Here is a 21,513-nt window from a genome sequence, read left to right on the forward strand (position 1 = left end):
CCGAACCCCCGCCTCGCCGCTGTCTGCGCCTCACTCGTCCCGCGCGTCAGCCCCGGGCGGGTGCTCCGGGCGGTGCTGCCGCTCGGTGCACGTTGTTAGGAGGGGTCCCCTGCTATACCGGAGGCGTTAGCAGGGGACCCCTCCTTACATACAACCCCGCGCGGACGCGGGTGCTCGGCGTACCTTGGGGCTCATGTCTGTGCCCAGTGATCCCGATCCCCGACTCCAGTCGTACGCGGACCCGCAACGGCTGGTGACCACCGAATGGCTGGCGGAGCACCTCGGCGACGAGGGTCTCGTCGTGGTCGAGTCCGACGAGGACGTGCTGCTCTACGACACCGGCCACATTCCCGGTGCCGTGAAGGTCGACTGGCACCTGGAGCTGAACGACCAGGTGACCCGCGACTACCTGGACGCCGAGCGGTTCGCCGAGTTGTGTGCGGCCAAGGGCATCGGCCGTGACGACACGGTCGTCTTCTACGGCGACAACTTCAACTGGTGGGCCGCGTACGCCCTCTGGGCCTTCACCCTCTTCGGCCACCGGGACGTGCGGTTGCTCGACGGCGGTCGGCAGAAGTGGATTGCCGAGGGGCGGGAGCTGACCCGCGACAAGCCGGTCCGGCCGAGGGCGGAGTACCCGGTGCCGCAGCGCGACGACGCGCCGGTGCGCGCGTTCCGGGAGGACGTGTCGGCGCACGTCGACGCTGATCGTCCGCTGGTGGACGTGCGGTCGCCGGGTGAGTACACCGGCGAGATGCTGCACATGCCGGACTACCCGCAGGAGGGCGCGCTGCGCGGCGGGCACATCCCGGGCGCGGTGAGCAAGCCGTGGAAGTCCGCCGCCAACGACGACGGCACCTTCAAGTCCGCCGACGAGCTGCGGACGATCTACGCCGACCAGCTCGGGTTGAGCCCGGACGACGACGTGATCGCGTACTGCCGGATCGGCGAGCGGTCCAGCCACACCTGGTTCGTGCTGCGGCACCTGCTGGGGTACCCGCGCGTACGCAACTACGACGGCTCGTGGACCGAGTGGGGCAACCTGGTCCGGGCTCCTGTCGTCAAGGGCCCCGACCCGAGGTGAGCCGTCCCGCCAAGCCCCTTCCACGGCGATGATCAAGAGGTTTTGGGGCTCCCACCGCCCGATTGTGACCAGAACTTCTTGATCGACTCAGGGCGTCCGGCAATGCCGGACGCCCTGAGCGGGCCCATTCATGACCGGCTCGGCGTCGGGTCGCGGAGGTAGCGCTGGATGGTGGGGGCCAGCCAGGCGACCAGGTCGGGTGGGGAGAGGTCGACCATGGGGGGCAGGTGCAGGACGTACCGCGTCAGGGCCACGCCGAGTAGTTGGCTGGCGACCAGGCCGGCGCGGTGTGGGGCTTCCGTCGGGTCGACGACCACCCGGGCCACGGCCGTGCCGAGCTGGGTGGCGAAGATGTCGCGTACCCGCTCGGCACCGCTCGGGTTGGTGCTGGCCGTGCGCAGCAGCGCCGGCAGCGTGGTGTCCCCCTCCCAGCGGGTGAAGAAGTAGCCGACCAGCGTCTCGCCGAGGCGGTCGGCCGGTGTGCCGCTCAGGTCCGGTAGCCGCAGGTCGAACTCGGCCGCCGCCGCGAACAGGCCCTCCTTGCTGCCGTAGTAGCGCATCACCATGGACGGGTCGATGCGCGCGTCGGCGGCGATGGCCCGGATCGTCGCCCGGTCGTAGCCGTCGGCCGCGAAGCGCTCGCGGGCGGCCCGCAGGATGGCCGCGCGGGTCGCGTCCGCATTGCGGGGGCGGCCACCGCCGGGTGCCGGCTCGTTCTGCGGTACGCCTTCCGTCATGTGCACGACGGTATGCCAACACGTGTTGACTTCTTCCGTCGGGGGCGCCTAGCGTTGCCAACAATTGTTTGCCAACGCTTGTTGGCAATCGGATCGGGGGAGGTCGTCATGCTGCCCGCCACCACGGACGTCCTGATCGTCGGAGCCGGACCGACCGGCCTGACCGCCGCGCTCACGATGGCCCGGCGGGGGGTCGAGGTCACCCTGGTCGACCAGCGGGAGACACCGGCGGTGACCTCGCGTGCGGCGGTCGTGCACGCGTACACCCTGGAGATGCTGGACCGGGTCGGCGCCGGCGCGCCGCTGGTCGCGCGCGGGCTGCGGTCGGCCCGGTTCAGTGTCCGCGACCGGGACCGGATGCTGGTCACCGTGCCGTTCGACCGGCTGCCCAGCCGTCACCGGTACGCGCTGATGGTCTCCCAGTCCGTCACCGAGGAGGTGCTCACCGAGCGGCTGGCCGAGGCGGGCGGCCGGGTGCTGCGGCCGTACCGGCTGACCGGGCTGCGGCAGGACGCCGACGGCGTGGTGGCGCAGTTCGGCGACGCGACCGTCCGGGCACGCTGGGTCGTCGGTGCCGACGGCATCCACAGCACGGTCCGTGACCTGGCCGGTATCCCCTTCACCGGGCCGGACGGGTCGGCGGAGTCGTTCGTCCTGGCCGACGTACACCTGGACAGCGCGCTGCCCCGCGACGGCGCGTCGGTCTTCCTCGCCCGGGGCGGTCCGTTGGTCTGGGCTCCACTGCCCGACGACCGGGTGCGGCTGGTCGCCACCGTGACCGACCCACCCGCCGAGCCGGACCTGCCCTACCTGCAACGACTGCTCGACGAGCGGGGCCCGCGACGGCAGCCGGACCAGGTCCGGGAGGTGCTCTGGTCCTCGCGGTTCCGGCTGCACCGACGCGTCGCGGAGACCTTCCGCGCAGGGCGGACACTGCTCGCCGGGGACGCCGGGCACGTGCACAGCCCGGCCGGTGGGCAGGGCATGAACCTCGGCATCTGCGACGCCGTCGACCTCGGCGAGACCCTGTCGGCGGTGCTGGCCGGGGGCCCCGACACCCTCCTGGACGAGTACGCGGCCCGGCGTCGCCCGCTCGCCCACGAGGTGGCCGGCTTCGCCGACCGGCTGACCCGGCTCGCCACCGTGCCGCCCGCCGGGCGTCCGGCCCGGGACGCGCTGCTGCGCCTGCTCGCGGCGCTGCCGCCGGTGCGCCGACGGGTCGCCCTGCGGCTCTCCGGGCTCCACCAACGCGCGTCCGATAAGGTGGCCCACCCGGCGAGGTCTCGCTGAGGAACCGGGCACGCGGATGTCGGCCCGCACCGGTACGGTGAGCGCCGACATCCGGGAGCGGGGAGCGGACAAGGCGTGGACCGTACCTTCCAGGTGGACCTGCGTGGCGTGGTCGACCTGCTCAGTCATCACCTCTACGGCAGCCCACGGGTCTACGTCCGCGAGCTGATGCAGAACGCGGTGGACGCGATCACCGCACGTCGGGCCGCCGAGCCGGACGCACCGGCCCTGGTCCGGATCGAGCCGCCCGAGCTGACCGGCGACGGCACCCTGCGGGTGCACGACACCGGCATCGGGCTGACCGAGGAGCAGGTGCACGAGCTGCTGGCCACCATCGGCCGCAGCTCGAAGCGGGACGAGCTGGGTTTCTCCCGCCACGAGTTCCTCGGCCAGTTCGGCATCGGGCTGCTCTCCTGCTTCCTCGTCGCCGACGAGATCCGGGTGGTCACCCGCAACGGCGACCACCCCACCGTGCTCTGGACCGGCTACGCCGACGGCCGCTACGCGGTGCGCCTGGCGCCGCCGCAGGAGGCACGTGCCGAGGTCGGCACCACGGTCACCCTGGTGCCGCGCCACGACGCCGACCAGTGGTACGCCACCTCCACCGTCACCGAGCTGGCCCGCCTCTACGGCAGCCTGCTGCCGGTGACCGTCCGGGTCGGCAGCGTGGTCACCACCACCGGGGAACCGCCCTGGCCGACCAGCCCGGGTGCGACCGTGGACCGCGCCGCCCTGATCGCGTACGCCCGCGAGACGCTCGGCGTCGACCCGTTCGACGTGGTGCCGCTGCGGGCGCCGGAGGCCGGGCTGACCGGAGTGGCGTTCATCCTGCCCACGGCCGTGAATCCGGCCGCCCGGGCCGGTCACCGGGTCTACCTCAAGCGGATGCTGCTGACCGAGCACGCCGACGGCCTGCTGCCGGACTGGGCCTTCTTCGCGCACTGCGTGATCGACACCAGCGAGCTGCGGCCCACCGCCAGCCGCGAGGCGCTCTACGAGGACTCCCTGCTCACCAGCACGCGCGAGTCGCTCGGCGCGCAGATCCGTGGCTGGCTGGTCCGGCTCGCCAAGCACCAGCCGCACCGGCTGGCCGAGTTCCTTCAGGTGCACCACCTCGGGGTGAAGGCGCTCGCCCTGCACGACGACGAGATGCTCAACCTGGTCGACCAGTGGTGGCCGATGGACACCAACGTCGGCACGCTCACCCTGGCCGAGTTCCGGCAGCGCTACGGCCTGGTCCGGTACGCCGCAAGCCTGGACGAGTTCCGCCAGCTCGCGGCCGTCGCCGCCGCACAGGACCTGGCCGTGGTGAACGGCGGCTACACGTACGACAGCGAGCTGATCGAGCGACTGCCCACGGTGGACCGTACGGTCCTCATCGAACGGCTCGAACCGAGTGACCTGACCACCCGGTTCGACGCCCTCGAACCGCACGTCGAGTTGGCGCTGCGGCCCTTCCTCACCGCCGCCGGCCGGGCCCTGGAACGGCTCGGCTGCGAGGTGCTGATCCGGGCCTACGATCCGGCCTCGCTCCCGGCGCTCTACCTGCTCAGCCGCTCGGCCGCGTTCACCGACCAGCTCGCCGCAAGCCGCGACAAGGCCGACGAGCTGTGGGGCGGCGTACTCGACGCGTTGGCCGCCTCCGCCCCGGCGGACCGCCCGCAGCTCGTGCTCAACCACCGCAACCCGTTGGTGCGTCGGATCACCGCGCTGGGTGACCCGGAGCTGGTCGGGCTCGCCGTCGAGGCGCTCTACGGGCAGGCGTTGCTGCTCGGGCACCACCCCATCCGCGCGGCGGACGCCGCCCTGCTCAACAGTTCTTTCCTCGGCCTGCTGGGTCGGGCCGTCCCTGGACAGGAGTGAGACGTCGTGGCTGACGAGGACCTGTGGCGGATGCTGCGCCAGACCGGCGAGATGCCGTACGGCATCGGGCAGATCGCCGCGCTGGAGCAGCTGCTGCGTCGGGCGGACGCCACCGACGACCGGCACCTCGCCTTCGCGGTCCGCATCCAGGGCATCACCACGTACATCTACGGTGGCGAGCCGGCCAAGTCGTTCGTCGTCTTCGCCTGGTGTCTGGCGGAGTTCGACAGGGACCCGCAGCCCTACCACGAGCGGTACGCCCAACACCTGCTCTGGCACTTCAAGCACATGGTCAACGGGATGCTGAACTTCCCCGAGGTGCCGTTGGACCGCACCCACGCGGTGCTCGACGACATGGAGCGGCGCTACCGCGAGGGTGGGCACAGCCTCCAGGCCGTGTACAAGTACCGCTACCGGGTGGCCGACCACCTGGGTGACCGTGAGCAGGCCGAGGAGTGGTACCGCAAGTGGCTGACCACGCCTCGTGACCAGCTCTCCGACTGCGCGGGCTGCGACCCGACCACGCAGGTCAACCACCTGAGCCGCACCGGCCGTCACGACGAGGCCGTGGCGCTGGCCGAGCCGGTGCTCAGTGGGCGGCTGAGCTGCACCGAGCAGCCGCAGGGGATCCTCACCGCGCTACTGCCGGCATACCTGCACAGTGGTCGGCACGACGAGGCGCGCAATGCGCACCGGGAGGCGTACCGCCGGCACCGGGGCAGCATCGCCGACCTGTGGGACGTCAGCGAGCACATCGAGTTCTGCACGCTGACCGGCAACGAGGCGCGGGCGCTGGAGATCGTCGAGCGGCACCTGGACTGGCTGGACCGGGCCCCCTCGCCGGGTGCCGCGATGCACTTCGCCGCATCCGCCGCCGCCGCGCTGCGGCAGGTGGACGACCAGACGCTGACGGTGCACCGCCGCGCCTTCGGTGAGCGGCCGGCCGACGAGGTGACGGTGAGTGCGCTCGCCGCCGAGCTGACCGAGACGGCGACCGGGATCGCCGCCCGGTTCGACACCCGCAACGGCAACAGCAACCAGTCCGAGGGCATCGCCCGGCGACTGGCCGTCACGCCGGTCGGTGACCACCTGCCCCTCTCCGCGAGCCTGCGGCGTCGACCGGTGCCCACCACCCGCCCGGCTCCCGCCGTCGGGTCGGCGTCCGAGGCCGTCCCGCCGCGCGAGGTCACGGTGCCCGAACCACGCCGGTCGGTGGAGTTCGTCGTACCCGCCGAGGCGGACGCGGGCGAGTTGCTGACGCTGGCCGAGCAGCGCTGGTCGTCGCACGACCGCCCCGGTATGCGTGCCGTCCTGGCCGCCTTCGAGGAACGCTTCGGCGAGGCGGAGCTGTCGCCGCGCGAGCGTGCCCTCCGGGGCGAACTGCGTGCCGCCGAGCTGGTCGACGCCGGGGACCTGACCGGTGCGGTGACGGTCAACCGGACGACCATGGCGGCGTACGAGGAGTTGGCCGACCCGGCGCGCGCCCAGGTCGTCGCCAGCCGTCTCGGCGCGCTGCTGGCGCAGGGAGACGAGCCGGACGAGGAGGCGTACGCGCTGGCGCACACCGCCGCCGGTTTCCTCGACGAGCACGGTGACGCCCGGCAGCGAGCCGCCGCGCACGATCGGCTGGCGGTGGTGCTGGCACAGCAGGCCCGCTGGCCGGAGGCGCTGGCCGCCTCGGAGCAGGCGGCCGACGGCGCGGGAGACCCGTTCCTGGCGGCCCGGATCGCGCTGCACCGGGCACACATCCTCGAACAGCTCGACGACGAGGACGCCTTCCGGGCCGGCGCGGAGCAGGCCCATCGGCTCGCCCAGGAGGCCGGGGTCCCGGAGCTGATCGCCACCGCCGCCCTGGCGCACGCCCGCGTCGCGCAGGATCCGGCTGAGGCGGTCGCCGCGTGCGACGAGGCACTGGCCCACGCCGGGGACGCGCTGCTCCTGCCGGCGCGGGTGACCCGTGCCCGGGCGCTGATCGCGGCGCAGCGCGCCGACGAGGCGGTGGAGGACTTCGCCGAGGCGGTGGCGCTCTGCGTCGAGCGGGGCGAGGCCGGTGACGCCTACCTGCGCTGGGAGTTGGCCACGGCGTACCGGGTAGCCGGGCGGCTCGGCGATGCGGCCGAGGTGGCCGAGGAGGCGGTGACCGGTCTGGATCGCCTCGGGCACCAGGCGGACGCCGATGCGGCCCGACACATGCTGGCCGGTATCTACCAGGGGCTGGGCGAGATCGACCCGGCGCTGGCTCTGCTGGACCGGCTCGCCGAGAACCTCGACGGGCCGGACAATCTCCCGCACCGGGCGCAGGTGCTCGAAGACGCCGGGGACATCCTCTATCAGGCCGACCGGGATGCGGCGGCGGGGCAGAAGTTCGCGGCTGCCGCCTCGGCCTACCAACTGGCCGGCCAACACCTGGACGAGCTGCGGGCCCGTCGTCGGGAGGCGTCGGCGTACCTCTGGGCCGGTGAGACGGCCAGTGCGCTGCGGGCGGTCGAGGCGACCGACCGGCTCGCCGCCGAGTTGACGGCCGGTGCCGCCGAGGAGCCTCCGGTGATCTACGAGGTGTCGTTGGCGGCCGAGACGGCGGCGCGGGTGCTGGCCGGGGACGACCGGGAGGGCGAGGCGCTGGACCGACTGGCGGGGGTCGCGCACCGGCTGCGGTCCGTGGAGGCGTTCGGCGAGGCGGCGCAGGTCGAGATCCTCAGCGGCGAGCTGCTGCTGCGGCAGGGCCGACCGGCCGAGGCGGAGCCGGTGCTGCGCGAGGTGCTCGGCGGTCTGCCGACCGGATCGAGGCCGACGGCCCAGGCCGCCTGGCTGCTCGCCCGCGCGTTGGACGAGTTGGGTCGCTCGACGGAGGCGACCGACCTGCGCAAGCAGCACGACCTGGACCACGACCACTGACGACCTGGGGATTCGTGGGCCTTTCCCGGCAGTCGGACTGGCGGGTAACCAAGGGCCCACGTCTCTTCCCCGGTGGGTCTACGCTGGCCCGGTGACGGTGGAGCAGCAGGCCCGGAGCGGGAGCAGCGGGGCCACGGGATCGGGACGGCGCCGGTCCCGCAAGGACGAGATTCTGGAGATCGCGGTGGGGCTGTTCGCCTCCCGTGGCTACCACGGCGTGTCGATGGACGACATCGGCGCGGCCGCCGGGGTGACCGGCCCGGCGCTTTACCACCACTTCGCCGGCAAGGAGGCGATGCTGGTCGCCGCGCTGGTGCCGGTGAGTGAGGGCTTGCTGGAGGGTGGTCGACAGCGGTCCGCCGCGCATCCCGGCGACCCACGGGCGGTCCTGGAGTCGCTGATCGACTTCCACGTCGACTTCGCGTTGGCCAACCCGGCCGTCATCGCGTTGCACCTGCACGAGCTGGACCGGCTGCCCGAGGAGCCTCGACGGCGTATCCGTCGACTCCAGCGCCTCTATGTCGAGGAGTGGGTCACCGTGCTGACCGCGCTGCACCCCGGCCTGCCGGCCGGTGAGGCGCGGGTGTTGGCGCACGCCGCCTTCGGCCTGATGAACTCGACCCCGTTCCTCGGCGGTGAGGTCGACCGTCGACGCCGGGCCGAGTTGCTGCGCGCCGCCACCCTGGCCGCTCTGCTCGCCCCGACCGACCCGGCCTGACCCGTACCCTCGCGCATCAGCTCGCATCCTTTTCGGCCTGGATGTTAGGAGGGGTCCCCTGCTATACCGCAGGCGTTAGCAGGGGACCCTTCCTTACATGCAGGGCGGCGTGGTTGGCTTGCCCGCGTCCCACAAAATGGAACGCGGAGGAAGCATGATCGAGTCGTTGCTGGTCGCCAACCGAGGTGAGATAGCCCGCCGGATCATCCGTACCGCCAAGCGGCTCGGGGTGCGCGCGATCGCGGTGCACTCGGAGGCCGACACCGACCTGCCGTTCGTCACCGAAGCCGACCAGGCGATCTGTGTCGGACCGGCCAACCCGGCGCAGAGTTACCGCAACGCCGAGGCCATCCTCGCCGCCGCCGAGTCGACCGGGGCGCAGGCGATCCACCCCGGCTACGGCTTCCTGTCGGAGAACGCCGACTTCGCCCGCGCGGTGGAGGCGGCCGGTCTGATCTGGGTCGGACCGGACGCGGACGCGATCAGCGCGATGGGCGACAAGATCAATGCGCGGAACCTGATGGCCGCAGCCGGTGTGCCGGTGGCACCGGGCACCACCGAACCGGCGGGGGACCTGTCGGCGGCGCGCGCCGCGGCGGCCGAGATCGGCTACCCGGTGATGGTGAAGGCCGCTGCGGGCGGTGGCGGCATGGGCATGGGTGTGGCCGTCGACGAGGCCGCGCTGGACACCGAGTACGACAAGGTGCGCGCGTTCGCCGAGCGGATGTTCGGCGACGGTTCGGTGCTGATCGAGCGCTACTTCCCCCGGGTACGTCACGTCGAGGTGCAGATCCTCGGACTGGCCGACGGTCGGGTGGTGGCGCTGGGCGAGCGCGAGTGTTCGGTGCAGCGCCGCAACCAGAAGCTGGTCGAGGAGTCGCCGTCACCGGCGGTCTCGCCGGAGTTGCGTACCCGCCTGCTGGCGGCGGCGGTCCGGGCCGGTGAGGCGGTGAAGTACCGCAACGCGGGCACGGTGGAGTGCCTGTTGGTCCCGCGTCAGCGGGATCTCAGCGGGGATGGCCCTACCTCCGAAGAATTCTTCTTCCTGGAGATGAACACCCGGCTCCAGGTGGAGCACCCGGTCACCGAGTTGGTCTACGGCCTCGACCTGGTCGAGGAGCAACTCCGGGTGGCGGCCGGGTTGGCGCCGACCTTCGACCCGGACGCGTTGACGCCGCGCGGGCACGCCATCGAACTGCGGATCAACGCCGAGGACCCGAAGCGTTTCCTGCCCGGACCGGGCGTGGTCAGGACCTGGGTGGAGCCGACCGGCGCCGGGGTACGCGTCGACTCCGGCTACGTCGCCGGCAACACCGTGACCCCGTTCTACGACAGCCTGATGGCCAAGCTCGTGGTCGACGCGCCCACCCGGGCTGAGGCGATCGACCGGGCCCGCGCGGCGGTGGCCGGATTCGAGCTGGCCGGCCCCAAGAACAACCTGCCGTTCTTCGCCGAGTTGCTGGAGAACCCGGAGTTCGTCTCCGGTGACTACGACACCGGCATCGTCTCCCGGATGCGCTGACCCCGCCGGGTCACGAGGTGCCGCCGGGACGTCTGGACGGGCACCTCGTGACCCTGGCGGTCACCGCCCGACGTGACATGCTTGGGTGGTCAGCGACAGATAAGTGTCACAGTGAGGTGATGTCGTGATGGCGGAGCTGCCGACGTCCGTGTCCATCCGCGAGGTCGGGCCGCGCGACGGGCTGCAGAACGAGGACCCGATCCAGACCGGGGCCAAGGTGCGCCTGCTCGACGCGCTCTCCCGCACCGGCGTACGGCGGATCGAAGCGGTGTCGTTCGTGCACCCCCGGGCGATCCCGCAGATGGCCGACGCCGACGAGGTGTGGCAGCGGGCGGCGAAGGTGGACGGGGTCCGCTACTCGGCGCTGGTGCCCAACTCGAAGGGCGCGCAGCGGGCCCTGGCCGCCGGCTTCACCGAGATCGAGGTGGTCGTCTCGGCCAGCGACACGCACAACCGCCGCAACGTCAACCGGGGCACCGACGAGTCGTTGGACGACATCGCCGAGCTGATCGACCTGCTGCACGGGGCCGACGCCACCGCCGAGGTGATCATCGCGACCAGTTTCGGCTGCCCCTACGAGGGGGACGTCGACCCGGCCCGTGTCGCCGCCATCGTCGACCGCGTGGTCCGCGACGGCGCCGACCGCGTCGCGTTCGGCGACACCACCGGCATGGGTACGCCCCGACGCGTCCGTGACCTGGTCACCGCCGTACGCGACCGCGACGCGGACGTGCCGGTGCTGCTGCACTTCCACAACACCCGGGGCACCGCGTTGGCCAACCTGCTGACCGCCCTGGAACTGGGTGTCACGGAGTTCGACGCCAGTGTGGGTGGCCTCGGCGGCTGCCCCTACGCGCCCGGTGCCAGCGGCAACCTGGCGACCGAGGAGGCGGTGCACATGCTGCACGACATGGGCGTCGACACCGGCATCGACCTGGACGCCCTGATCGAGGTCGCCGAACTGGCCGAGGAGCTGACCGGTCGACGCCTGCCCTCCGGGGTGCTGCGCGCCGGTCCGCGTACCCGGCTGACCCCCTCCCCGACCTGACCCGGCCGCCGCCCGCACCATCCGGGTCGAGCGGCCCGGCCGACACCGACGCGGTGCCCGGCCGGGGCGACGTCGGCGGGCTCGGCTACTGGGACCACCAGGTGGGTTGGCGTGACCAGCGGTGGCCGCGCAGGGTCTCCCGCAGCGCCGGGTCGAGCTGCTGCCCGTCGCTGACCGCGAGGTTGCGTTCGACGTGGCTGACCCGGCGCATCCCGGGAATGACGGTGGCGACCCGGGGTTCGGCGAGGATGAACCGCAGCGCGGCCTCCGGCATCGGCATCCCGGTCGGCAGGTCCTTGCGCAGCTCCTCGGCCCGGGCGACGCTGGCGGCGAGGTTCTCCGGCACGAAGTACGAGTTGCGCCAGTCCCCCTCCGGCCAGGTCGTCTCCGTCGTCAGCGTGCCGGTCAAGGTGCCCTCGTCGAACGGCACCCGGGCGATGACCGCCACGTCGTGTTCCGCCGCCGCCGGGAACAGGTCGTCCTCGGGAGCCTGGTCGAAGACGTTGTAGATCACCTGGACGGCGTCGACCAGCCCGGTGGCCAGCGCGCGTACGCCGTTCCAGGACTCCCACCGGTTGACCGAGATGCCGATGCCGCCGATCAGGCCCTGCTCGCGCAGCCCGGTGAGGGTGCGCTGCCAGCGTGGGTCGTCCGCCCAGGAGTCCTCCCAGACGTGCAACTGCAACAGGTCGATGGTGTCCAGGCCGAGGTTGCCGAGACTCGTGTGGACGTACTCCTCGATGTGGTCCGGCGGGAAGACGTCGTCCAGGGTGGACTCACGCGTCGACGGCCAGTTCATGTCCTTCGGCGGCACCTTCGTGGCGACGTACAGCCGGGTGCCCGGGTTGGCGCGGACCAGTTCACCCAGCACCCGCTCGCTGTGCCCGCGCCCGTACACCCAGGCGGTGTCGAAGAAGTTGCAGCCCAGGTCCACGGCCCGCTGGAGAGCGGCGATCTTCTCGTCGTCCTCGACGCCGGTCCAGCCGTGCAGACCGCCGCCGACGCCCCACATGCCGTACGAGACCTCGCTGACCTGCCAGTCCAGTCGACCGAACCTGCGGTAGCGCATGTGTCACCTCTCCGGTGCCCGAGGGGGTTGAGGGGGTGTGCCGTCGCCCCACACGCGTACCGCCTGCTGATGGTCCGAGCCGGGCGACGCGAAGGAACGCACGAGTTCGGCGGAGAGGTCGGCCGGTGGCCGGACCAGACCGGCCGTCCAGCGCGGTTTGGCGCCCCGGGCGCGTTTAGCGCCGTACGTGCCGGCGCCGAGGTGGACCTGACCCAGGCCGCGTTCCGCCGCCAACTCCCGGGGCCGGTACATGCTGAGGTTGAAGTACGAGTAGGGCGCCGCCCCCTCGGCGAACCCGGCGGCGCGGACGTACACCCCGTCGGTCCACAGGTAGTTGAGGCTGAACCCGACCACCGTGTCGCCCGCGTACTCCAGGAGCACGTGGCTGTACGCGTCGAGCGCCGGCACCTGCGAGGCGAAGTAGGCGTGCATGTCGGCGTCCGTGTCCGGCCCGCCGTACTTGCGCTGCGTCGCGCCGAGCAGCGGGGCGATCACGTCCACGCAGGCGGAGAGCGGCACCGTCGCCACCCGGTCGACGGCGGCCTCGTACCGGCGGCGTTCCCGTCGCCACTCGCGGCGTCCGGCCGTCGCGGCGGAGTCCTCGCCGACGTGCACCGGCAGCACCGCCTCGGCCGACAGCGGCGCGGCCACCGGCGGCGGACCGTCCGGGCCTACCGCCCGCGTCCACGCGGCCCGGTACGCCGCGACGTTCGCCACCGGTGTGTAGAGCAGCGCGACGCTGGCCGCGCCGAGCCGTGCGGCCAGCGCCTCCACCTCGGTGAAGAGGGCGGTCAGCACCGCGTCGCGCCGGTCGTCGGTGAGGTCGTCGGTGATCGCCACCGCGCCGTGGTAGCCGGCCCGCGAGCCCACCAGCAGCACCGGCAGGAAGGCCGCGTGCTCCTCGGGCGACAGCGACCGCCCGAGGTTCTCCTCGGCCATGTGGCTCGGGCTGTAGGCCAGGTTCATCGACGGCACGCTCGCGCCGTGCCACAGATAGGTGGCCACCGCCGCCAGCGGGATGCCCGCCGCGTCCTGCACGACCAGGTAGGTGGTGTCGAACGACCTGTCGGTCTCCGACCAGGCGACCCACGGGTAGCCGAGGTAGAAGCCGTCACCGGCGGCGAGGCCGTTCCACACGTCCTCGCCGATCTCGGTGACCGAACGTCGGGTGATGACCGACAGGTCGTCCATCAACTCCCCTGGTGGTCGCCGTCGTCGAACAGTTCGAGGGCCACCAGGTCGTCGTAGGTCTCCCGACGGCGGATCAACGTCACCTGGTCGCCGTGCACCAGCACTTCGGCGGGCCGCTGCTGGCTGTTGTAGTTGCTGGTCATCGTCATGCCGTACGCCCCGGCGGTGAAGATGGCGAAGTGTGCGCCGGGCTCCAGCTCGGGCAGCGAGCGACCCCGCGCCAGGTAGTCGCTGGACTCGCAGATCGGCCCCACCACGTCGTACGAGGTCAGCCCGGCCAGGCCGGACACGTCCCGGGAGACCGGCGTGGCGTCGGCGGGGGGCTGGACCGGCCACATGAAGTGGTAGCTGTCGTACATCGCCGCTCGGGCCAGGTGCGTCATGCCCGCGTCGAGCACCACGAGCTGCCGCTCACCGGCCTGCTTCAGGTAGCGGACGGTGCTGACCAGGACACCGGCGTTGGCGGCGATGGTCCGACCCGGCTCGAAGATCACCTGACCGCCGAGGCGGGCGAACCCGGTCAGCCGGGGAATGATCGCCTCGGCGAAGTCGTCCCAGCTCGGTGCGGTGCGGTCCACGTACTCGGCGGGGAAACCACCACCCAGGTTGAGCGTGGTGATGCGGTGCCCGGCCTGTTCGAGCTGGGCCACCAGGGCCATCAGCCGGTCGAGCGCGGTGGCGTACACCTGCGGGTCGAAGATCGGGCTGCCCAGGTGGACGTGGAAGCCCTCGATGCGCAGCGCCTCGTCGGCGGCGGCCTGCGCGAACAGCGCGGCGGCGCGGTCGATGTCCACGCCGAACTTGCCGCCCCGGGTGCCGGTGGTCGTCCGCGCCGGGGTCCGCTCGTCCGGTGCCACGTCCGGGTTGACCCGGATCGCCAGCCGGGGACGCCGGCCCTCCTGCCGGGCGATGCGGGACAGCAGCTCCACCTCGGCCTCGGACTCGACGTTGATGCAGCGGATGTTGCGGACGACCGCCTCGCGCAGCTCGGCCTCCGACTTGCCGACCCCGGCGAGCACCGTGCGCTCCGGGTCGACGCCCGCCAGCATCGCCCGGTGCAGTTCGCCGCCGCTGACCGCGTCGACCCCGGCGCCCTCCCGACCGAGCAGCCGGAGCAGGTGCACGTTGCTCAGCGCCTTCGCCGAGAAACAGACCAGCGGGTTGACCGCGTCGAACGCCTTCGCGAAGCGACGGTAGTGATCGATCAGGGTGCTCGCCGAATAGACGTAGGTGGGTGTGCCGAAACGCTCGGCCACCGAGGTCAGCGGGACCCCTTCACAGTGCAGCGTGCCGTCGCGATAGGTGAACTCGTCCATCTGTTCCTCATTCAGGAGATCAGCGCACAGGATATCCGTCCACTCAACGAAGATCGGCCCCTACCTGTGCCGGTAGAGAGCATCCTGTTCGAGAGCACGAATACGCTGGTAATCCTCCTCCAGACGACTCGGATCCTCGGCGATCAGATAGAGATGTCCGGGTGAGGTGAACAGGTCGACGGTCCGGTGCACCGGAGTGTCCGGAAGCAGATTCAACGCCGACCCGCAGAGCACCGAGGGGATCTCGGCCAGGCGGTTGGCGGCACCGTCGGCGATCAGACCGTCGTAGGGGGCCACCAGGCAGACCACCATCAGGGCGCGGTGGCGGTGGTACCCGCTGCCGAGACGGCGGCGGAAGCGCTCCGGTACGGCGTACCGCTCGACGGTCAGCGAGAGCTGACTCTCCCCGGTCGCCTGCGTCGGCCCGTCCGGCGTGACGCCTCCTTCGAGGCGGGCGCCGGACTCGATCAGCACCGGTCCACGGTCGTCGACGAAGAGTTCGGTATGCGCCGGGCCGTCGTGCACGCCGAGCGCGTCCAGCACCCGTTCGACGAAGATCCGCACCTGGTCCTGGAGATCGCCGGTGCCGTTCAACAGGACCTGCCGGTCGTACACCGGCCGTCCGTCGACGAAGATCCGGTCGTCGCGCCAGATCTCGTGGACGTGGTGCCGGCCGTCGAGACTCACGCTGTTGACGAAGTACTGCTGACCGACCAACTGCTCCTGCACCAGTAGCGCGTCGTTGACCTGGGCCATCGCGTTGGCCGATCCGAGCAGCTTGCCCGCCGCCGACCGGGCCTCGGTGCCGTCCGCGCAGAAGTGCACCCCCTCGGAACCGGCGCTGGCGGCGGGCTTCACCACGACCGGGAGCACCCGCGTCGCGGCCAGCCAGTCGTCGAGTTCCTCGATGCTGCGGATCTGCGTGCCGAGCGGCACCCGCAGACCGGCGCGGGCGGCGGCGGCCATCATCGCCGGCTTCTGCCGCCGGGGCCGGTCGTCGGCGCGGGAGTTGCCCGGCAACCCCAGCTCGGCGGCGAGGTCGTCGGCCAGGTCGACGCCCCACTCGCAACCGGGGATCACGTGAGCCGGGCGCAGCGGTGCGAGCTGGTCGGCGAGCTGTCGGACCGCCGCCGTACCGTCGCCGGCGGCGGTCAGCACGTCGACGAACTCCTCCCGGCGCAGCCCGGCGGCGTACCGCTCGTTGATGGTGCCGGTGAGGACGGCGACGCAGCGCCGACCGTGCCGGGCGAACGCGGGTGCCAGGAGCGCACCGGTGGAGAACGGGTCGACGATCACGATGGTCTCGTCGGTGTCGGCGGCGACCGGGTCGAGGCGACGGCCGGGGCGGCTCTGCGGTGACGCCGCGACCACCTCGGTCACGAACGACGCCCGGTAGGGCCGCAGGTCCAGCCCGACGGCGGGGCTCAGCACGTCCAGCCGCATCGGCAGCGGGTCCGCCCAGGTGGCGGCCCGCTCGGGCGGTCGGGCGTAGCAGAGGCTCAGCACCGGGTCGGCGAACCGGTCGGTACGCAGCACCAGCTCGGCCTCGTCGCACCCGTCGTCGTCCGGGTCGAGGTGGTGCAGCGGGACCGGGACGAAGCCGAGGCGGCTCTTGAAGCTGAGGAGCCCCGCCTGGGCGATGTGGCCGTACAGGGTCGGGTCGGTGCCGAGCGAGATCCAGGGGAGGCCACGCCGGGCGCTCTCCTCGAACGCGGCCACGTAGAGCGCGCGGCTGATCATCCCGCGTCGCGCCTGTGGCCGGGCGGCCGAGAAGGCCACCCGCAGGGCCTCGGGCGTGACCCGGCACATCACCGCGCCGACCAGCTCACCGGCGGATCTGGCGGTGACCAGCACGAAGTCGGCGAGTCCGGCCTCGGTCGCGGTGACCGCGTGCGCCGCCGGCAGGCCGTACGGCATGGTGGCGATCTGCGCGTCGTAGACGGCGAGGAACTCGCCGAACAGGTCCGGGCCGATCCGGTCGTGCACCTCGACGTCGAGCCCCGCCGACTCGACGTACCGCAGCGCGTGGCGGACGTTCTGCCGTTCCGCCTTCGGCAGGGCGGCCAGGAAGTCCGCCGTCCGCTCCGGCGTACGCCGTCCCCAGGTCACCCAGCGTGGCTTGAGTCGGAAACCGGACGCCGTCAGATCCGCCCACCGGTCCCGGGCCGGATCGGTGACGACCACCAGGTCGACGTCGTCGAATCCGACCCAGGCCCGGTCGAGCGCGTCCTCGGTGGACATCTCCCACCTGCGGACGCCGTAGTAGTCGCTCCCCCCGAAACCGGACACGCGTCCCCCCTCGCTGCTGCTGCGGATCCCGGCCCGGTGGTGCCCGGCGAACGGTGGCTCAGCCGGTCACGATGCGCTGCCGACGCTGGCCGGGGCATCGACGCGACTCAGCGTATCCCGCACCCACAAGACGGCCGCGAGCGCGACGAGCGCGGCCGCCGGGGACAGCAGACGTGCCTCGGCGGGGCCGAACCACCCCAGGACCGCGCCGGCCAGAAGGGTGCCCGCCGCACTGCCGACCGCCATCATCGTCGCGGCCAGAGCGAACGACTCGTTGATCACCGTCTTGGGCACCATCCGGCCGAGCAGCCCGAACTCCTCGGCGCTGAGCGCCGCCAACGGGAGGCCGGCGAGGAACAGGCAGACCGCGAGCACCGGGATCGAGGTGGCGAAGACCAGCGGGATCATGCAGGCCAGCGCCACCGCCAGCAGCACCAGGTAGCGGTGTACCGCCCGGCGGGTGTGCTGTCGCGCGCCCCAGACCAGCCCGCCGAGGACGCTCGCGGCCGGGGGCAGGGACAGCAGCGCCACCCCGGTCGCGGCCGTGCTGCCATGTGCCGAGACGGTGGCCGGCACCGCGACCTCCAGGACGGCGAAGGCGGCGGCGGCGGCACCGGCGGCGACCAGGATCGCCACCACGCCGGGAACTCGCCAGGGGCGACGGGTACGCGCCGGACCGTCACCGGTCGCGTCGGCCTCCGCCGACCCGTCCGGCTTGCGCATGGTGGCGACGGCCGGGGCGCTGCCGTAGAGCAGCGAGCCGACCACCAGCATGCCGCCGGCCAGCAGGGTGGTGGCCAGCGCGCTGAAGACGCCCGTGAACAGGCCGGTCGCCGCCGGCCCGATCACGAAGAACACCTCGATCAGCACCGCTTCCAGGGCGTTGGCGGTGTTCAGCTTCGGTCCGGGCGGCAGGATCAGCGCCCAAGCCGCCCGGACGGTCGAACCGACCGGCGCCATGCTGAGCGCCACCGGCACCACGGACGAGATCAACAGCCAACCGGGCCCCTGGTTCGCGGCGACGAACCCGACCAGCGCCACCGCGTGCAGCAGCGCCAGCACCGGTAGCACCCGGCGCAACCCGTGGCGGTCGATCAGTCGACCGTGCACCGGCCAGGCGACCGCCAGGCCGCCGCTGAAGAGGGCGAGCGCGGTCGCACCGGCCGAGTAGGACCCGGTCTTCTCACTGACGTGCAGGAAGATCGCGAGTGGCTCGATCGCCACCGGCAGTCGGGCGAGCATCGCGGGCAGCATCACCCGGGGTACGCCGGGGGTACGCCAGAGTTCGACGTACCGCCCGACGGCGTCAACCAGCGACACGGGCGTCCAACCTGGCCACCGGGGCCTCGTCGGCACCGGACCCCGGCCGGTAGATCCCGTCGTACTGGTCGATCAGTGACCCGTTCAGCGCCTCGGTGAGCCGGAGACGCTGCTCGAACAACTCGTAGTACGACAGGTGCTTGGACGGCATCGGCGAGAGGTAGACGCTGATCACCTCCGGAGTCTGCTCGATGTCGAAGGCGAGCCGGTCCGCCTTCTTGCGGAAGTCCGCAGTGCCGGGCAGCAGTGTCCGGTTGAACACGTTGAAGTAGTTGGTCGCCTCGGGACTGGCCTCGACCAGCCGATCCTTGAGTTCGAGGCACCGGTCCAGGTACATGTCGATCATCGATTGGTCATCGTCGTCGTGCCCGATCAGCATGTTGAACGTCAGATATCGGACGCCCAGGTCCAGCATGGACGTGATGATCCGCATCTGCTCCTGGAACGGACGCAGCTTACGGAACTTCTGGGTGGGCTCGTCCCCGAGGTATTCCAACGGGATCTGGACCCGATAGCAACCGACCCACCGGTCACCGCTGGTGTCGTTCCAGAACAACGTCTCCATCAGTTCCCGGTCCACCTCACCGAGGTCCAGGAACTTGCCGAATTCGAGCCCGTTGGCGAACTCCCAGGAGAACTCGTACTCCCGGGCGATCCGGAAGATCTCCAGGGTGTCCTCGCGACCGGAGTCGTGCAGCAGCGTGCCCCGGCCGGACCGCTGGATCCGGGAGAGCGTGTTGTCCTCCTGGAAGAGGATGTTCGAGATGCCGACCGACCGGAAGTAGTCGAAGTGCCGGCGCACCACGTCCGGCTTCATGTAGCGGTAGTGCCCCCGCATCGGGGTAGCGCAGAACGAGCAGGTCCGGTAACAACCGCGCGAGGTCTCGAAGCAGGTGAACGGTGCCCGTACGGTCTTCGGCGGCTGACCCTCGCCGGTGTCGTCATAGATGGACAGGTCGTCGATCAGGTCGAGTGCCATCGGCGGCAACTCGGCCAGGTTGAGCTGGGGACCGCCCATGATGACGATGCCGTCGCCGATCCGGCGACTGAGCACCGACTCCTCGATCGGTCTGCCGGTGGCCCGGGCCTGGACCACCCGGGCGAAGGTCTGCTCGCCTTCGAGCTGGATCACCACGTCGAAGCCGTTGGCGAGGTACCACTCGGGCCGGGCGGTGACGTCCATCCCGCCGCCCACGATCAGCGCGTCCGGGTTGGCCTTCTTGAGGAACTTGGCGAAGTCGGTCACCACCCGGGCCGAGTTGGTGAAGTTGTTCGAGATGCCGATGACGTCGGCGGCCCGCGCCTCGTCCGCGTAGTTCTCGAAGGCGCCGCCGTAGCGGATGCAGTCGACGGTGCGGGGCCCGTACGCGAACGAGGCGTAGTGCTCGGGCTCACCGGCGTCGACCTGGGTGTCGACGATCCGGAACTCCGCGTCGACACCCCACTCCCGCAGGTACGCCCTCGCTCCGGCGGCCAACGTGACGAGAGCGCTCTTGGGGTTGCGTACCCGCACCGGGCTGATCGTGGTGCCCTCGTCCCGGAACGACTGCCCCGGGTACGGGGCGTAGAAGAGGGTGACGCGCATGGTCGGACCTCCCGTCAACCCGCGTAGATGCCGTCGTAGAGACGGTGCATCTCGCGGTCGTTGAGCATGTTCGTCATTTCGAGACGCTTCTGATAGATGTCCCAGTAGGTGAAGTGGTCGGTGTTGATGGCCGACAGGAAGATCCCGATCACCTCGGGGTTCTCGTCGATGTCGAACTGGAGCAGCGAGCGCAGCGTCACCCAGTCGCGGGCGCCCGGCAGCAGCGAAAGGTTGAACACGTTGAAGTAGGGCTTGTACTTGCCCTTGCCGACCGAGGTCAGCTCCTCCTTCAGCCGCATGCAGTAGTCGGTGAAGATGTCGATGCCCTCGCGGTCGTGCTCCGGGTAGCCGATGAACAGGTCGTACGTCTGGTGGCCGACCCCGTGGTCGGTGAGCATGGTGGCCAGGACGTTCACCTGCTCGTCGAAGCCGAGCAGCTTGGGGAACCGGCGCTTCTTGACGTTCATGTTGTCCAGCGGGATCTGCACCCGGTAGCAGCCCACCCACCGGCCGTCGACGGTCTCGCTGCCCAGCAGCGCGTCGGCGAGTTCGTGGTCGAAGCTGCCGTTCTGCATGAACTTGCCGAACTCGATGCCGTTGGCGAACTCCCAGGCGAAGCCGTACTCGCGGAACATCCGGAACATGGCGAGGACGTCCTCGCGCCCGGAGTCGTACAGGTAGCGGCCGGCGCCGTTCTGCTGGATCCGGGAGAGCGGATTGTCCTCCTGCCAGACGATCGTCTTGATGCCGTACTCCTGGAAGACCCGGAGGTGCTTCTCCATCATCGGCAGGCTCATGTAGCGGTAGCCGCCCCGCGACGGTGCGGTGCAGAACGAGCACCGCCACGCGCATCCCCGGGAGGTCTCCCAACAGATGAAGTTGCCCTGCACACCGGCAGGCGGCGGACCCTCGGCGGTGTCGTCGTAGACGGACAGGTCGGGGATGAGGTCCAGCGCCATCGGCTCGATCGAGTCCATCGGCACGGTCTCGGAGGTGTCGACCTTGTGGGGGATCAGCCGGCCCGGCAGCGAGATGTTCGGCACCGTGTTCAGGTCCTGCTTGCGGTAGACGGCGTCCACCAGCCGCGCGAAGGTCAGCTCGCCCTCCCCGCGCACCACCGCGTCGGCGCCCCGGGCCAGGTAGTACTGCGGACGGGCGGTGCAGTCGACCCCGCCCACCACCACGATCGCCGTGGGGTTGATCCGCTTGATGTGCAACGCCAGGTCGGCCACGATCTGCGCGCTGTTGGTGAAGTTGCAGGTGATGCCGTGCACGTCCGCCGCGCGGATCTTCTCGTCGGCCTCCTCGAACGGGGTGCCGTACCGGTAGCAGTCCATGACCCGGGGGCCGTACGGCAGCGACTTGTACTTCACCCGCTGCCCGCCGAGCTGGAGATCGATGATCTCGATGTCGCAGGAGTAGCCGAAGTGCGGTGCGTACGCCCGCAGCCCGGCGGCGATCGTGGTCAGTGCGCTCTTCGGGTTGTACGGTCGCTCGGTGTTGATCGGCTCGCTCTCGCCCTGGAAGATCTGCGAGGGGTAGGGAGCGTAGTAGAGATTGACCTTCATGGCGTCTCCTGGACCCGT

General features: G+C 71.2%; 15 protein-coding genes. 7 read left to right on the plus strand and 8 right to left on the minus strand.

Annotation, left to right across the window (positions count from 1 at the left end):
• Positions 1-193: 193 nt before the first annotated feature.
• Positions 194-1,084, plus strand: coding sequence for a sulfurtransferase (locus tag ABZ738_RS17695; protein WP_357214408.1), 891 nt, complete (start codon positions 194-196; stop codon positions 1,082-1,084).
• A 128-nt stretch (positions 1,085-1,212) separates the two neighbouring features.
• Here the strand turns inward: ABZ738_RS17695 and ABZ738_RS17700 are convergent, their stop codons facing one another.
• On the minus strand, positions 1,213-1,821 hold the full coding sequence (locus ABZ738_RS17700; RefSeq protein ID WP_131052548.1) for a TetR family transcriptional regulator: 609 nt from the start codon (positions 1,819-1,821) through the stop codon (positions 1,213-1,215).
• Between the two features lie 108 nt (positions 1,822-1,929).
• Here ABZ738_RS17700 and ABZ738_RS17705 point away from each other — a divergent pair, with 108 nt between their 5' ends.
• The 6 genes from ABZ738_RS17705 (at position 1,930) to ABZ738_RS17730 (ending at position 11,157) form a co-directional block, all read left to right on the plus strand.
• Positions 1,930-3,111 carry an FAD-dependent oxidoreductase gene (locus tag ABZ738_RS17705; protein ID WP_357214411.1) on the plus strand — a complete coding sequence of 394 codons (1,182 nt, stop codon included), beginning with the start codon at positions 1,930-1,932 and terminating at the stop codon, positions 3,109-3,111.
• A gap of 75 nt (positions 3,112-3,186) precedes the next feature.
• The gene (locus ABZ738_RS17710) at positions 3,187-4,974 is read left to right on the plus strand and encodes an HSP90 family protein (protein WP_131053724.1); all 1,788 of its coding nucleotides are present in this window, start codon (positions 3,187-3,189) and stop codon (positions 4,972-4,974) included.
• A 6-nt stretch (positions 4,975-4,980) separates the two neighbouring features.
• Positions 4,981-7,869, plus strand: a complete 2,889-nt coding sequence (locus tag ABZ738_RS17715) for a hypothetical protein (protein ID WP_357214414.1) — start codon at positions 4,981-4,983, stop codon at positions 7,867-7,869.
• Positions 7,870-7,960: 91 nt separating this feature from the next.
• The gene (locus tag ABZ738_RS17720; RefSeq protein ID WP_131053726.1) at positions 7,961-8,587 is read left to right on the plus strand and encodes a TetR/AcrR family transcriptional regulator; all 627 of its coding nucleotides are present in this window, start codon (positions 7,961-7,963) and stop codon (positions 8,585-8,587) included.
• Between the two features lie 154 nt (positions 8,588-8,741).
• Positions 8,742-10,109: a biotin carboxylase N-terminal domain-containing protein gene (locus ABZ738_RS17725; protein WP_357214417.1), complete on the plus strand. Its 1,368-nt coding sequence runs from the start codon at positions 8,742-8,744 to the stop codon at positions 10,107-10,109.
• Between the two features lie 127 nt (positions 10,110-10,236).
• Positions 10,237-11,157, plus strand: coding sequence for a hydroxymethylglutaryl-CoA lyase (locus ABZ738_RS17730; RefSeq protein ID WP_357214753.1), 921 nt, complete (start codon positions 10,237-10,239; stop codon positions 11,155-11,157).
• Between the two features lie 85 nt (positions 11,158-11,242).
• On the opposite strand, the gene ABZ738_RS17735 is transcribed toward ABZ738_RS17730, so the two are convergent.
• From ABZ738_RS17735 to ABZ738_RS17765, 7 genes are all read right to left on the minus strand, one after another.
• Complete coding sequence (locus ABZ738_RS17735; RefSeq protein WP_131053729.1) at positions 11,243-12,226, minus strand: aldo/keto reductase; 984 nt, start codon at positions 12,224-12,226, stop codon at positions 11,243-11,245.
• A 3-nt stretch (positions 12,227-12,229) separates the two neighbouring features.
• Entirely contained in the window at positions 12,230-13,417 is a 1,188-nt protein-coding gene (locus ABZ738_RS17740) for a GNAT family N-acetyltransferase (RefSeq protein WP_357214420.1), read from the minus strand.
• Positions 13,417-14,733 (minus strand): diaminopimelate decarboxylase, encoded by a 1,317-nt coding sequence (lysA, locus tag ABZ738_RS17745; protein WP_131053731.1) that lies wholly within the window; start codon positions 14,731-14,733, stop codon positions 13,417-13,419. Before lysA ends, ABZ738_RS17740 begins: the two co-directional genes overlap by 1 nt.
• Positions 14,734-14,793: 60 nt before the next feature.
• Positions 14,794-17,022 (minus strand): GNAT family N-acetyltransferase, encoded by a 2,229-nt coding sequence (locus ABZ738_RS17750; RefSeq protein ID WP_357214423.1) that lies wholly within the window; start codon positions 17,020-17,022, stop codon positions 14,794-14,796.
• Positions 17,023-17,088: 66 nt separating this feature from the next.
• A complete protein-coding gene (locus ABZ738_RS17755; RefSeq protein ID WP_131051407.1) occupies positions 17,089-18,342 on the minus strand; it encodes an MFS transporter in 1,254 nt (417 codons plus the stop codon).
• The gene (locus tag ABZ738_RS17760) at positions 18,329-19,927 is read right to left on the minus strand and encodes a cobalamin-dependent protein (protein WP_131051406.1); all 1,599 of its coding nucleotides are present in this window, start codon (positions 19,925-19,927) and stop codon (positions 18,329-18,331) included. The genes ABZ738_RS17755 and ABZ738_RS17760 overlap by 14 nt, the downstream gene beginning before the upstream one ends.
• A gap of 14 nt (positions 19,928-19,941) precedes the next feature.
• A complete protein-coding gene (locus ABZ738_RS17765; protein ID WP_131051405.1) occupies positions 19,942-21,495 on the minus strand; it encodes a cobalamin-dependent protein in 1,554 nt (517 codons plus the stop codon).
• Positions 21,496-21,513 lie beyond the last annotated feature (18 nt).

The sequence above is a fragment of the Micromonospora sp. NPDC047793 genome (assembly GCF_040642635.1).
Taxonomy (GTDB): domain Bacteria; phylum Actinomycetota; class Actinomycetes; order Mycobacteriales; family Micromonosporaceae; genus Micromonospora.